We start from the raw sequence: 13,122 nt of genomic DNA on the forward strand, positions 1-13,122 counted from the left end.
CCCAGAGCCCACTTAAAGTCGGGAATTTGTCGTTCAAACAACCGGAGCCACTTCTGGGTGAACTGAACCACCGATTGCTCAGGCGATCCCGAAACGATGGCAAGATAGGTCAGACCGTGGTTGGCCCAACCCGAGAAACACCACGTGCCCCGAGTGCATAGCAGTGATGGGGAACTATCCGGCGAATTCCATCAGCGACCGCAATTGCAGCCTGCATACAAAGTCCGGATGCATGACTGCAATCGAAGCTTTGAACCGTCGTGAAATGAAAGCTTGGCAAACCGGGGGAGTCTATGCATGGTATTTCAGAATGAAGTTGCATATTGGTGTGGATAGCCAAAGCGGTCTGGCCCACAACGGAGTGGTAACACCGGCCACTGTGCATGCAAGCGTCCGTTGCCAGACCTGCTGCACGGCAACGAGCGGCGGGTCTACGGTGACTCGGCCTATGCCAGTCAGAAGGCTCTGATTGCTGGCAAGGCACGCACGGCAAAAGACTTCACCAACCAGCGCATGCGCTGGGGTCGTTGACGAGGCCGTGCGTGTCAAGAACCGCAACAATTCACGCACCCGCTCACGGTTGGAGCATGTCTTTGGCGCGGTCAAGCGGCTGTGGGGCTTTTCTAAGGTGAGATATCGTGGATTGCAGAAGAACGCCACACAGGCGTTCACTGCTTTGGCCAAAATCCACCTCGGTCCCCAAAGGTTGATGGCCCGGAAAACGGCCCCTAGGGCTGCAGAACTGGGCTCATTTGGCCCCAAGTTCACAACATCAGGCCCCATCCACTCGTGTCGGCGCCTTGACGGTACTTCTTCACCATAATCCTGGATTGGACTACCGCCTCACCTCATCCACCAGCAGCTTGAACTCATCAATGTCTTCAAAGTTGCGGTAGACGCTCGCAAAACGCACATAGGCCACCTTGTCGAGCTTCTTGAGTTCGCGCATCACCAGTTCGCCAATCCGGGTAGACGCAACTTCACGCAAACCCAAGTTCAGCAGTTTTTCTTCAATACGCTCAATGGCGCTATCAATTTGCTCAGTGCTGACGGGGCGTTTGCGCAGCGCCAAGTTGAACGAGGCCAGTAGCTTGGCGCGCTCATACTCAATACGGCGGCCGTCCTTTTTGACAATGGCCGGGAAGTTGACGTCCGGACGCTCGTAGGTCGTAAAGCGCTTTTCGCACGAACCGCATTGGCGCCGGCGCCGGATGAAATCCCCGTCCTCAGAAATCCTAGTTTCCACAACCTGGGTCTCTGAATGACTACAAAACGGGCATTTCATCGCGCAGCCAGATCGTGCTTAGCCGTAAACCGGAAAGCGCGATGTCAAGGCGTGCACTTTGGCGCGCACTGCATCGATGTTGGCCGCATCACGCGGGTTGTCCAGCACGTCGGCAATCAGGTGGGCGGTGGCGCGTGCCTCTTCGTCCTTGAAGCCACGGGTGGTCATGGCGGGGGTGCCAATACGCACGCCGCTGGTGACCATCGGTTTTTCGGGGTCGTTGGGGATGGTGTTTTTATTGATAGTCATGTGGGCGTCGCCCAGCACGGCCTCGGCTTCTTTGCCGGTAATACCTTTGGCGCGCAGGTCGACCAGCATCACATGGCTTTCGGTGCGGCCGCTCACAATGCGCAGGCCGCGCGCAGTCAGGGTTTCTGCAATGATTTGCGCGTTCTTCACCACCTGTTGCTGGTATTCCTTGAAGCCGGGCTGCATGGCTTCTTTGAACGCAACGGCTTTGGCGGCTATCACATGCATCAAGGGGCCGCCCTGCAGGCCAGGGAAAATGGCGCTGTTGATGGCTTTTTCATGCTGGGCTTTCATCAGGATGATGCCGCCGCGGGGGCCGCGCAGGCTTTTGTGGGTGGTGCTGGTGACCACGTCGGCATGGGGCACAGGATTGGGGTACTGGCCGGCCGCGATCAAACCGGCGTAGTGGGCCATGTCGACCATGAAGATAGCGCCCACGTCTTTGGCCACTTTGGCAAAACGCTCAAAGTCGATCGCCAGCGAATAGGCGGATGCGCCAGCGATGATCAGTTTGGGTTTGGATTCATGGGCTTTACGCTCCATGGCGTCGTAGTCAATCGCTTCGTTGGCATCCAGGCCGTAGGAAACCACGTTGAACCACTTGCCACTGATGTTCAGGGGCATGCCGTGCGTTAGATGGCCACCCTCGGCCAAGCTCATACCCATGATGGTGTCGCCCGGCTTCAAAAAGGCCAGAAACACGGCTTCATTGGCGGATGCACCGCAATGGGGCTGCACGTTGGCGGCATCGGCACCAAAAATTTGCTTGATACGGTCGATGGCGAGCTGTTCGGCCACGTCCACATGCTCGCAGCCACCGTAGTAGCGCTTGCCGGGGTAGCCTTCAGCGTATTTGTTGGTCAGCTGGCTGCCCTGTGCGGCCATAACGGCAGGCGATGCGTAGTTTTCGCTGGCAATCAGCTCGATATGGTGTTCCTGGCGCGCGTTTTCGGCCAGGATGGCGGCCCACAGTTCGGGATCGGTTTGTTCGACGAGGATGTTACGGTTGTACATGGCAGTCCTTTAAGACAATGAACCTTGATCACATGAAATGAGACAAGGGCTGCCCAGGCGAACGGCTGAACGTGCCCGCCTGTGCAGGCGGTACGGCACGCTTCCTAGTGGTGTCCCACGTCAGTGCCTTAAACCCTTGCGGGTGGACACCTATCGCCAGTCGCGTACCAATACGAGTTTACCCGACTCGCTCAGGAGTTGGAAATACTGGCCACGGTCTCCGGCGGTTCCTGTGGTTTAACAGGTGCAGTCACGGGTACCAGCCGTGGCGCTGACAGCGGCACGGTACGCCCACCAACCACGAGTTGGAGCCGGTTGTACTCGGCCATAACCTTAGCGGTATAGCCGCCGTCCTCTTCGAGGTTGCCAGCTCCCACGTAGAGCTTGAGGCCACCTTCTATGGAGCCACCACGGGAAATACACTCCTGCAGCACCTTGACGCCAACCCGCAAGTTGGAGACCGGATCAAAAGCTGCAAGCCTGCCGCCAAAACCCTCGTACTTGTCACTATGGATCTTGGTCATAACCTGCATCAGCCCCTGCGCGCCCACTGCACTTTGCGCAAACGGGTTGAAGCCGGACTCAATGGCCATGATGGCCAGAATGAGCGTGGGATCCAATTTGGTGCGTTTGCCGGTTTCAAAGGCCTCTGTTACCAATGCGCTGAGCGGCTCGGGTGCAATGCTGTACTTCCGGCTAAGCCAATAGACCACAGCAGCTTGCTGTTTAGGCAGGCTTTGGGGGTTTGCGGCCGTGGCGCGGTCTATGCCAACAAGGTCCTGGGCAATGCTAATGACTTCAGGTTGGCGGGCCTTCAACCAGCCCATCAACTCAACTTCACCAGCCTGGCGAATTTCTGGCCTAGCGGTCAGGGTGATCACGGCAAACATGACGGCCAAGCCCAGCAGGGCAAAACCGTTGTGTGTGATTTCAAAAAAACCTTGGGCGATGTCGCTTGTGAAGACTCGCAAGCCCTTGGTGAATTTTTCGGTCGCTGTCATAGCTCTTCCTTCTTTGGCGGGGGCTTGCGTCTTGCACTGCGGGCAGTGCGAGAATCTCAGACACCTCGTTTGGGTTGGTACGCTATCAATATCCTGCGGCGTCGGATCGACATGTGCAGCGATTTGAATATGCCGGGTTCGGCAGCGGATACGGGTAATCCCTCGCATTGGCTTGGGATGGGCGGATTCTATGGGTGTCGGATATACCTAGTCAACAATATTAAATAGGTTTGTTATTCTATTTTTGATCTGTTGCCGAGCGCTTTTCAAGCCTGACGCGGGCTTTTCGTGATTTTTTGAACCCGGAAAATTTGGTAATCGAGGCGCCAGCATCCATTGAAAATCCGATTTGAAATCACGTTGCGCCGTCACTAGACTGAGATTGCCTGGTAACTCGGGCGCTGTGTCGGCAGTAGCCAGTCCGTACCAAATGGGTATCAGTGATAAAGCGGCCCCGACATTTGAGGGAGGTAATCTATTACTTCCTAGACCCTGTGGGACTTCAATCTCCCTGGTGTCAACCCTGACGGCACGGACCTTTGGTCAGCCGCCAAGCCCGGTGCCTGAACCTGATGGTTTGGACCCGGGCTTTCTTGTTTCTGCTGGCGCGCCATTGGACAATCACGTGCTTTTATTCCCAATGCATATGGATAGCGGACAAAAATCTCGGAGGAAGCGTCATTTCGCGGCGAAAATAGCGGGTTATTGCTTTCATTTCAAACCATACCCGAGCTCACCGTGACGTCGACTTCCCCTGCTAAAAACAACGATATTGCCCATTTGGACAGTCTGACCGGTGGCGCTTTTACTGCCCCCACTTCCGGCGAACGCGCTGCACGTGTGCGGGATTGGTTGCTTACCAGCCCCAGCACAGACCAACTCGCCGATGTGTTCAAGGAATTGAGCATCAAGGACAAGGGCGCGGCCAAACTGGTGCGCGAGAAGCTGGATGAAGCCAAGCGTGCCAAGGGTCAGGAGGTTCTGGCTGCTGAATGGGCTTCCAAGGCTGCAGCCCTGCTGGCCATGGCAAAACTCAATATTGCGGATGCGCTGGCTTGGCAGCGTGATGCGGCCAAGGCAGGTGCGCCTCTGAGCCGCGAGCCGCTGGCTTCGCTCAAGACCCAACTGACAGACCGCGTGCGCGTCATTGAAGATCTGCAGCGCCGTGTTCAAGTGCAGCGGGAAGCGGCAGTACTACTGGCACAACGCATTGAGGTGCTCTCTACCAAGTCCTGGAAGGATGCTCAGGCCGCCGTCGATGCTTTGCGAGTGGACGTGGGCCAATGGCAGACACAGGCCGCGCAGTTGGTAGCAGACAACAATTGGGCGAGTGTGGACGTGAAGTTTCCGCCTTTGCTGGAGGCGTCCAGTGGACAGCTTCTTGTGGTGTGGGACGCCTTTCAAGGTGCATTGGCACTGGCCGTGTCAGCAGCACAAGACGCAGCCGCTGCATTGCCACCGGTGCCCGTGTGGGCCGATGAGTTGCGCGTGGCGCGCGGTTTGCCCGCAGAAGGTCTCGCCAAGCAGACTAAAGCCAAGGTCGACCCGCAGGTTCGCACCCAGGCAACTTCGGTGGTGCGCGAAGTGTTGGCCAAGTTGGAGCTTGAAATCGCCGAAGGTCACGGCAAAGCCAGCGCAGGCGCTGCGGGCGCGTTGCGCCAGGCGCTCAAAGAATTTGGCAGGGTCATTGACGACAAGCTTGAGAGCCAGGTGCATGCCGCGTTGGCGGCAGCCGGTGAGCTTGAAGGCTGGCAGCGCTGGCGTGCAGACCAGTTGCGCGAAGCGCTGGTAAGCCAGGCTGAGGGGTTGTTGAAACGACCCGAGGGGCAGTCCATTGGTGGACGCAAGATGCAGGAAAACCTGCGTTCAATGCGCGAACAATGGAAGCAAACGGACCAGGGCGGCGTTCCAAATCATGCCTTGTGGAAGCGATTTGACGAGGCTTGCAATGAGGCCTACAAGGTTGTGGAGGCTTGGCTGGAGAAGGTCAAGTCAGAATCTGCCGAACACAAGGCACAGCGTCTGGCATTGATTGCCGAGTTGAACGCCTGGGCTGAAGCGAACCGCACCGCACTTGACGGTGACTGGAAAGGCTTCAACCGGATCCTGCACCAGTTTGGCGACCGCTGGCGAGAAGCGGGTCACCTTGGGGAAAAGGCATTTGCTGAAATGCAACCGCTGTGGAAAACTGCCATTGCGAATGCAGCCGCTCCGTTGGAGGCATTGCAGGCAACGAGCCTTGCTCTGCGCCACGCCATGATTGAAGAAGCCAAGGTGTTGGGAGCCGCTCCAGAGTTGCGTGTTGATGCCGTCAAGGCATTGCAACAGCGCTGGCAGGCACAGGCCCATGAGGTTCCCATGGATCGCCGCCAGGAGCAAAAACTGTGGGACGCGTTCCGAAAGCCGATTGATGACGCCTTCAACCGCAAGACGGTAGAGCGTGAAAAGGCCGAGGCCACCTTGGGCGCCCGCGACAGGTTGGTCCTGCAAGCGGCCAAGGCGCTGGAAGCTGCCAATGCCACAGGGGATGCGCAAACTATTCGCGCGGCCATGGCAGCACTCGATGCGGCCTTGCATGGACAAGCCCAGGCGCAGGCGCAAGTGCAGGCGGCAGGTTCGCAGGAGATTGACGCCAAGGCGGTGGTATCTTCTCCCGATTCAGAACAAAACGGGCCTCTAGCCCCCGTGGAAAATGCGCAGGCAGCTACAGAAAACATAGCAATGGACGAGCCATCGCAAGAGTCCGTGGCGGCGCAGGAAGCGCCAGCGCCGACTTCGGTTCCCAAGGCGGCGCCCAAACCGGTGATTGCGATGCGCGGGGATGATCGTCCCGGCATGAAGAAGGAAACTCCATCGCCTGCCGGTGGACGTGGTGGCAAATGGGGTGAAAAGGGGAGCGATCGCAAAGACGCTGGCCGGGGTCCGCGTGATGCCAACGCGGGATCGTATGGATCCCAGCGTCCCGGTGAGCGTTTCGGTGCGGATAGCCGTGGTCGCTCTGAACCCTGGCAGGATGCCCCCCGTCTGGGTGACACGGCATTCCGTGCCCAGCGCGACGCGATCGAAAATGCACAGCACGCACTTAGAAAGCTGGCGGCACAGGCCCATGGTGAGGCGCTGACTCAGTTGCTGGCTGCGTGGGAGAAACGCGACGCGGCCTTGGTCCCCAGCGCACAGGACTTGGGCAGCCGGGCTACGCCCGCAACGCGCACCGCATGGGTGCAGGCGTTGGGTGGACAAACCCAGGCGTCCGCCAAGGCGCTCACTCCGCAAGAAGCACTGTTGCGTCTCGAAATGGCCGCTGAAGTGCCGACGCCTGCTGAGGATCTCGCCGCACGGCGAAATTTGCAGTTGCAGTTGCTGACCCGTCGCAATGACCCAGCCCCAGTACAAACCTGGGGGCAGGATGCGGCAGTGGTGCTGGCGGGAGCATTTGACGGACAAGCGGCACGACGTCTGCAAAATGTCCTCAAGGTGCTATTGAAAAAATAGCCGGTAATTTCGGAAGGGCTGTGCGTTGTGGATTCCGTTGACGACCTTTTAAGGCGGCTGGAGCAACTCAATACCATTGGCGCAGCCCTGTCCAAAGAGCGCGACACCACGCGTTTGTTGGAAAGTATTTTGGTGGCTGCAAAAACTATCACACATGCCGATGGCGGCACGTTGTACCGCGTCACCGAGGACTTCCAGGCCCTGCGCTTTGAAATTCTGAAGACCGATTCGCTACACATTTCGATGGGTGGCAGTTCGGGTCACGTCATCGAATTTCCGAATTTACCTTTGTACGACGGCAATGGGCGGCCCAATGATTCGCTGGTGGCTGCCTATGCGGCCATCCGTAACCAGACCGTCAACATATCGGACGCCTACACCGAGCCCAACTTTGACTTTTCGGGGACCCGACTGTTTGACCAGCAAACCGGGTATCGATCGTAGTCGTTTCTGGCCGTGCTCATGAAAGATCATGAGGGTGATGTGATTGGGGTTTTGCAACTCATCAATGCGCTGCATCCGGAGACGGGTCAAGTTGTCCCTTTTTCCGCGTCTGATCAAAGTCTTGCCGAGTCTCTGGCTTCACAGGCTGCAATCGCTATCACCAGCCGCAGCCTGATGGGGCAACTCGAGGCACTGTTTGAGTCGTTCATCAAGCTCATTAATCTGGCGATTGATGAAAAGTCCCACCACACCGGCGACCATTGTCAACGGGTTCCGGCTCTGACCATGATGCTGGCCGAGGCCGTTAATGCAACGCAGAGCGGTCCGATGGCCTCATTCACCATGGACGAAAGGGATCGCTACGAGTTGAAGATTGCGGGGCTTTTGCACGACTGCGGCAAGGTGACCACGCTGGTGCACATAGCCGACAAAGCTACCAAGCTGCAAACCCTGTTCGACCGCATTGAGTTGGTTGATACCCGATTTGAGGTTCTCAAGCGCGATTTGGAAATTGCGGCCCTGCGCGCGCAGCTTGCCATGCGATCGCAAACGGACGTTTCGGCAGAAGTGCGGTTGTGGTCGCAATGCCGCGCGCAAATTGCGGCTCTTGATGCGGATCGTGACTTTTTGCGTACGGTGAACCAGGGGGCCGAGTCCATGAAGGAGTCTGACCTGAAGCGTGTGCGCGAAATCGGTCAGGGCCAGTTCTGGCGCAACGCTGAAGGGCTGGAGGCCGAGTTTCTGAGCGCCAACGAACTTGAAAACCTGACCATTCGGGCGGGTACGCTCACCGCTTCGGAACGCGGGACCATCAATCATCACATAGTTGCAACTATCAAAATGCTGGAGCAGTTGCCTTGGCCCAAACACCTGAAAAATGTGCCGGAATTTGCCGGTGGCCACCATGAACGCATGGATGGCAAAGGCTATCCCAAGGCGCTGACGCGGGACCAGATGTCGGTGCAGGCACGGATTGTGGGTATTGCCGATATTTTTGAGGCGTTGACGGCGAGGGACAGACCTTATAAGCAGGGTATGAAACTGTCGCAGGCCATGGGCATCATGCATAAGTACCGTTGGGGCGGCCACATTGATCCCGACCTGTTTGATGTCTTTGTCAATGAAGGTGTTTATTTGCGATATGCCCGGCAATACCTCGATCCCTGGCAGATCGACGAGGTCAATCCACAGGCTTGGCCGCAGCCGGTGACATAGCCGGCGGTATACGTTCCAGTGTCGGGTTGTTGGCTTGGGTGGAGCAACGCAGTCGCAATACTTCGGCGCGGGGCATCGCGGCCTTGAGGTCCCAATCACTGAGAACCAGACGTTCCCTCCCGCAGGCCAAGGCATGTTTGCCGGGGCGATGGGTATGGCCGTGGATCATGTGATCGGCGTTCAGGGCCTGCAAACAGCTGCTGGCTGCAGCGGTGTCGACATCCGCATACGTTGCGTCTGGGCCTTTGCGGCTTTCACTTTGCGCGCGCATGTGGCGGGCGAGTTCCATGCGTTCGTGCAGTGGTTTTGCGAGAAAATCCTGTTGCCAATTTGGACTGCGCACCATGGCGCGAAACTCCATGTAGTCGGTGTCATCCAGACAGAGTGCATCTCCGTGCGTCAATAGCCAGCGCTGCCCCGCAAACGACAGCACGGAGGGATCTTCCAGCAGGGTGGCGGAGCAAGCCTTCATCAGAGAGGAGCCCATCAGGAAGTCGCGGTTGCCCTGCATGACGTAGAGATCCAGCCGGGTTCCTGCCGCACGCAACACATTGACGCAATGCTGCTCGAAGCCGTTTTCGATGCTCAGGGCATCGTCACCTACCCAGACCTCAAACAGATCCCCAAGAATGAACAGGGCATCTGCCGAGGTGTGCTGAAGGTAATGACTCCAGACACCAAAAGTCAGTGGATCGGACTCGTGCAGGTGCAGGTCCGAAATGAAATCAACGCAACGCCAGCGGGATGGTGCAAGCAGTTCCATCCCGTGCGTTACGTTATTTACAGCGCAACGGCTTTTTCGAGGATGACGTCATCTTTTGGCACGTCATCATGAAAGCCCTTGCGCCCGGTTTTCACGGCCTTGATCTTGTCGACTACGTCGGTGCCTGCAATGACCTTCCCAAATACTGCGTAACCCCAGCCTTGTGCGCTGGGTGCCGTGTGGTTCAGGAACGTGTTGTCGGACACGTTGATAAAGAACTGTGCGGTAGCGGAGTGTGGGTCACCCGTGCGTGCCATAGCCACGGTGTAGTTGTTGTTTTTCAGGCCGTTGTTGGCTTCGTTCTCGATAGGGGCGTCGCAGGACTTCTGGTTCATGCCCGGCTCCATGCCGCCGCCCTGAACCATGAAGCCCGGGATGACACGGTGAAAAACCGTGTTGTTGTAATGGCCCTTGTTCACGTAGGCCAGAAAGTTGGCGACAGACTTGGGGGCTTTGTCCTGATCCAGTTCCAGGGTAATGACACCGTAGCCAGTGACGTGGAGTTCGACTTGTGGATTGCTCATGATTTATTTCACCAAAGTGGCAGAGTTGATAACGATTGGGGTCTTGGGGACGTCGGATGGAAACGGTCCACCCGAGCCGGTGGGTACGGTCCTTATTTTCTGGATCACGTCCATACCGCTGATCACCTTGCCGAATACGGTGTAGCCGTATCCGTCCGGCGAGGGCGCATTCAGCCCTGCATTGTCCACCACGTTAATAAAGAACTGGGTGGTTGCAGAGTTTGGGTTGCCGGTGCGCGCCATGGCGATGGTGCCACGGTCATTTTTTAGGCCGTTGCTGGCTTCGAGTGGAATAGGCGCGCGCGTCGGTTTTTGAGTCATGGAAGGGGTAAATCCACCGCCTTGAACCATGAAGTTTTCAATGACCCTGTGAAAAACCGTGCCGTCGTAATGTTTGTCTTTCACATATTGCAGGAAATTTTCGACGGTTTTAGGAGCCTTGTCGGCGTAAACCTCAACCGTGAAATCACCAAGGCTGGTCTGAAATTTCACTTTGGTTGCCGTGTCTGCCATCGCGGACAACGGCAGCAATACCGCTGCGCAGCAGGTGATCCATGTTCGGCGGGTCCATTGCCCTATTTTTTGTTGCATCAAATCACTCCTTCAAAAAAAATCTTCCATTGGCTGCCTTGTCGCATCCAGTATTGCCGCTTGGTCCAGCCTGTTCGGGTACCGTCGGCCACTTCGCCGAACGTTACGACCATCGTGTCAGCCGCATCCGTCCACCGAAGGTAGGAAACGTCCTTGAGCTGAATGGTTCGTCCCTGGCTTGCGGACAATTCTGTCCTCAAGGTGGGAGTCCACTGTGCAAGTGTCTTTCCGTTGCTGGTGAAGTCCGGCGTGTAAAAGGACAATATATGTTGGAGATCGCCCGATGTCTTGGCATTGCGCCAGGCCTGCAATGCATCCTCAAATGGCTTGCTTTCTGCGCGAACGCTGTGTTGCGGCACCCATTTCAGCTGGTATGCAATCACCACGGGTGTGGAGCGCACTTCAACGGTACGGATAATGTGCTTCAAATCCGGATTGGCCAGCACCACGCACCCATCAGTGGCCTGCGGCGGGCGTGAAAACTGGTCGGGGGGGGTGCCGTGTAACCAGATGCCACTACCGGTCTTGCCGCGTTTGCTATCCAGTATGTTGGGGTAGCTGATGGGGAGGGCGCCCGAGCCGTAGAAGTCTTTGAGCGACTTGGGGTCCAGGTTGCTGGTGATGTAATACACGCCCAAGGGAGTTCGCTGGTCACCTTCGACTGTTTTGGATGTACCGGCTTTTCCGACTGAAATGTAATAGTCCGCCACCAGATTCAATCCGGCGGGGGTGTTCTCGAAAAGGTACAGCCGTGACCGCGACGCGTCCACCGCAATCGCATGCCTGGAGCGCTGCGAAAGCGCCAGAAACTGCGATGGAACTGTGCCTGCCAAGGGGCGTTCCCGCAAGGCAGTGATACGCCGCCGGGACTCTTCCCGAAGTTCACTGAGGGTGGTGCCAGCAATACTTGAAATCTCGTCCGGCACGTCACCAAACGCCTTGACGGGCCGCGTTCTGGCCGCCAACAGGTCACCGTATACCAGCTGTGCTAACTGGAAGTTTGGCAAGTCCTCCACCAAGCGGCTAGCCTTTGCGAGCGCTTCGCGGTTTTGTCCCTGGCTGATGAGTTTGTATATTTCTATCAACCGCGCCTCGGCCGCGCCGTCGGCGTCTTTTGCAGCAGGCGGCTCCGGGCGTACTGGCTGCAGTTTCCCCATGTGTTTGCCGGTTGCTGCAGGCGAGGCCCCTGCATTCAATGACAGCAGGGCCACCAGGACGGCGGTGAAATGCGGTCTAGCCATATAAGTGACTGGCGATCAGCTACCCGTGGTTTCTTTGACGATTTGCCAACGGTCGCCATTCTTGACCATATCGAGAGTTTTGCGGCTCGATACTGAAAGCCCGCTGGCCTTGTAATCCTGACGGAACTTAACCACTGCTTTATTGCCGGCCGCTGAAACAGTGAGGTTTTCCAGCTTCAGGCTGATCTTGCTTTTGCTGCTGATGCGCTGCCGGCGCTCTTCTTCCCAAGCGCTGCGGCTCTGAGAACCAGGAGGATTGAATTCCTTGCCATAGGCGGCCAGGTAGGCTTTGACATCCCGGGCGGCCCAAGCTTTGGCCCAGGCGTGGACAGCCGCTTCTGCTTCTTTTTCGGAATTGTTGCCAGAGGCGGCGCTTGCCGCGACGGCCACTGGCGCTTTTGCGGCAGGAGTTGGCGTTGCTGCCGCTGGGGGCGTTATGGCTACCGGCGCAGCTGTCTGCGGGACGGTAGGCGCTGCGGCAATAACGGGTGCCTTTGCTACGGCGGGACCGGGCAGGGTCGGCGCAGGTTTTACGGCAACTGGCGCAGGAACTGACAGCGCAGGCGCACTAGTGGGTGCGGGCGCAGGGGCAGGGCGCGAGGTCTTGGCTCCTGCAGGACTGAACAATTCCCGAATCAGCGCCAGCTTGGGTGGCACTGCCGGATTGGATGCATCCAGTTGCAACGCCTTGTTATAGGCCTGACTGGCCAGTTTGGCATAAACATCCCCCAGATTTTCATGCGCCGTGGCATAGCTCGGGTTGGTGCGAATGGCCATTTCAAGCGCCGTGCGGGCCTTGTCAAACTGGCTTTGGCCTGCGTAGAGGACGGCCAGGTTGTTGTACGGCTCGGGAAGCTCGGGGTAGTCTTCGGTCAGGCGAGTGAAGGTGGAAATCGCATCGCTGGTTTTGCCTGTATCACGCTGGATCACGCCTTTGAGAAATCGCATCTGGGGGTCACGCGGCTTGCCTGCCAGGTATTGGTCGGCCTTGATCAGGGCCTCAGGAAGCTTGCCTGCACGTACCATTTGCGACACGTCCGCATATTCATCTGCATGCGCCGCAGAAAACACCAGTGTGGCTGAAAGAGTTAGCAGCTGGAGCGACTGCATTACAAAGGAACTGGAGTACGTCATAAAGCGTTGGGGTTCTCGCGCGTTGGATGAGCCCTCTCATTGGGGGCTTTATACTGCCGTTGATTGTAGCTGAGGGGGTGACATTCCTCCTCTGAACAAGCCACCAAGTCCCACCCTAACCAGATCTGCATCGGCCCGAGCCATTTCCAGGAATATGTATCCCTCCTGA

9 protein-coding genes, 2 pseudogenes and 1 riboswitch are annotated in these 13,122 nt (G+C 57.4%); of the genes and pseudogenes, 3 read left to right on the plus strand and 8 right to left on the minus strand.

Annotated elements, in window-relative coordinates; translation table 11 throughout:
* Window positions 1-295 precede the first annotated feature (295 nt).
* Window positions 296-694: pseudogene (locus AC097W_RS03820) on the plus strand (transposase); the annotation flags it as partial.
* A 141-nt stretch (window positions 695-835) separates the two neighbouring features.
* On the opposite strand, the gene nrdR reads toward AC097W_RS03820, so the two are convergent.
* From nrdR to AC097W_RS03835, 3 genes are all read right to left on the minus strand, one after another.
* Window positions 836-1,285: a transcriptional regulator NrdR gene (nrdR, locus tag AC097W_RS03825; protein ID WP_479600987.1), complete on the minus strand. Its 450-nt coding sequence runs from the start codon at window positions 1,283-1,285 to the stop codon at window positions 836-838.
* 18 nt (window positions 1,286-1,303) lie between these two features.
* The gene (glyA, locus tag AC097W_RS03830) at window positions 1,304-2,548 is read right to left on the minus strand and encodes a serine hydroxymethyltransferase (protein ID WP_479600988.1); all 1,245 of its coding nucleotides are present in this window, start codon (window positions 2,546-2,548) and stop codon (window positions 1,304-1,306) included.
* 44 nt (window positions 2,549-2,592) lie between these two features.
* Window positions 2,593-2,722: riboswitch (ZMP/ZTP riboswitch) on the minus strand.
* Between the two features lie 17 nt (window positions 2,723-2,739).
* Window positions 2,740-3,549 carry a lytic transglycosylase domain-containing protein gene (locus AC097W_RS03835; protein WP_479600989.1) on the minus strand — a complete coding sequence of 270 codons (810 nt, stop codon included), beginning with the start codon at window positions 3,547-3,549 and terminating at the stop codon, window positions 2,740-2,742.
* 738 nt (window positions 3,550-4,287) lie between these two features.
* On the opposite strand from AC097W_RS03835, the gene AC097W_RS03840 reads away from it, so the two are divergent.
* Both AC097W_RS03840 and AC097W_RS03845 read left to right on the plus strand, forming a co-directional pair.
* Window positions 4,288-7,041 (plus strand): DUF349 domain-containing protein, encoded by a 2,754-nt coding sequence (locus tag AC097W_RS03840; protein ID WP_479600990.1) that lies wholly within the window; start codon window positions 4,288-4,290, stop codon window positions 7,039-7,041.
* Between the two features lie 27 nt (window positions 7,042-7,068).
* A pseudogene (locus AC097W_RS03845) lies at window positions 7,069-8,700 on the plus strand (HD domain-containing phosphohydrolase).
* Here the strand turns inward: AC097W_RS03845 and AC097W_RS03850 are convergent.
* The 5 genes from AC097W_RS03850 to AC097W_RS03870 are packed head-to-tail and all read right to left on the minus strand — an operon-like array spanning window position 8,666 to window position 12,953.
* On the minus strand, window positions 8,666-9,463 hold the full coding sequence (locus AC097W_RS03850) for a UDP-2,3-diacylglucosamine diphosphatase (RefSeq protein ID WP_479600991.1): 798 nt from the start codon (window positions 9,461-9,463) through the stop codon (window positions 8,666-8,668). The pseudogene AC097W_RS03845 and the gene AC097W_RS03850 sit on opposite strands and share 35 nt — an antisense overlap.
* 17 nt (window positions 9,464-9,480) lie before the next feature.
* Entirely contained in the window at window positions 9,481-9,987 is a 507-nt protein-coding gene (locus AC097W_RS03855; RefSeq protein WP_479600992.1) for a peptidylprolyl isomerase, read from the minus strand.
* A 3-nt stretch (window positions 9,988-9,990) separates the two neighbouring features.
* Window positions 9,991-10,578, minus strand: coding sequence for a peptidylprolyl isomerase (locus AC097W_RS03860; protein WP_479601294.1), 588 nt, complete (start codon window positions 10,576-10,578; stop codon window positions 9,991-9,993).
* Window positions 10,578-11,819, minus strand: a complete 1,242-nt coding sequence (locus AC097W_RS03865; protein ID WP_479600993.1) for a L,D-transpeptidase family protein — start codon at window positions 11,817-11,819, stop codon at window positions 10,578-10,580. The genes AC097W_RS03860 and AC097W_RS03865 overlap by 1 nt, the downstream gene beginning before the upstream one ends.
* 15 nt (window positions 11,820-11,834) lie before the next feature.
* A complete protein-coding gene (locus tag AC097W_RS03870; RefSeq protein WP_479600994.1) occupies window positions 11,835-12,953 on the minus strand; it encodes a YybH family protein in 1,119 nt (372 codons plus the stop codon).
* Window positions 12,954-13,122 lie beyond the last annotated feature (169 nt).

It is taken from the genome of Rhodoferax sp. GT1R46 (genome assembly GCF_056521285.1).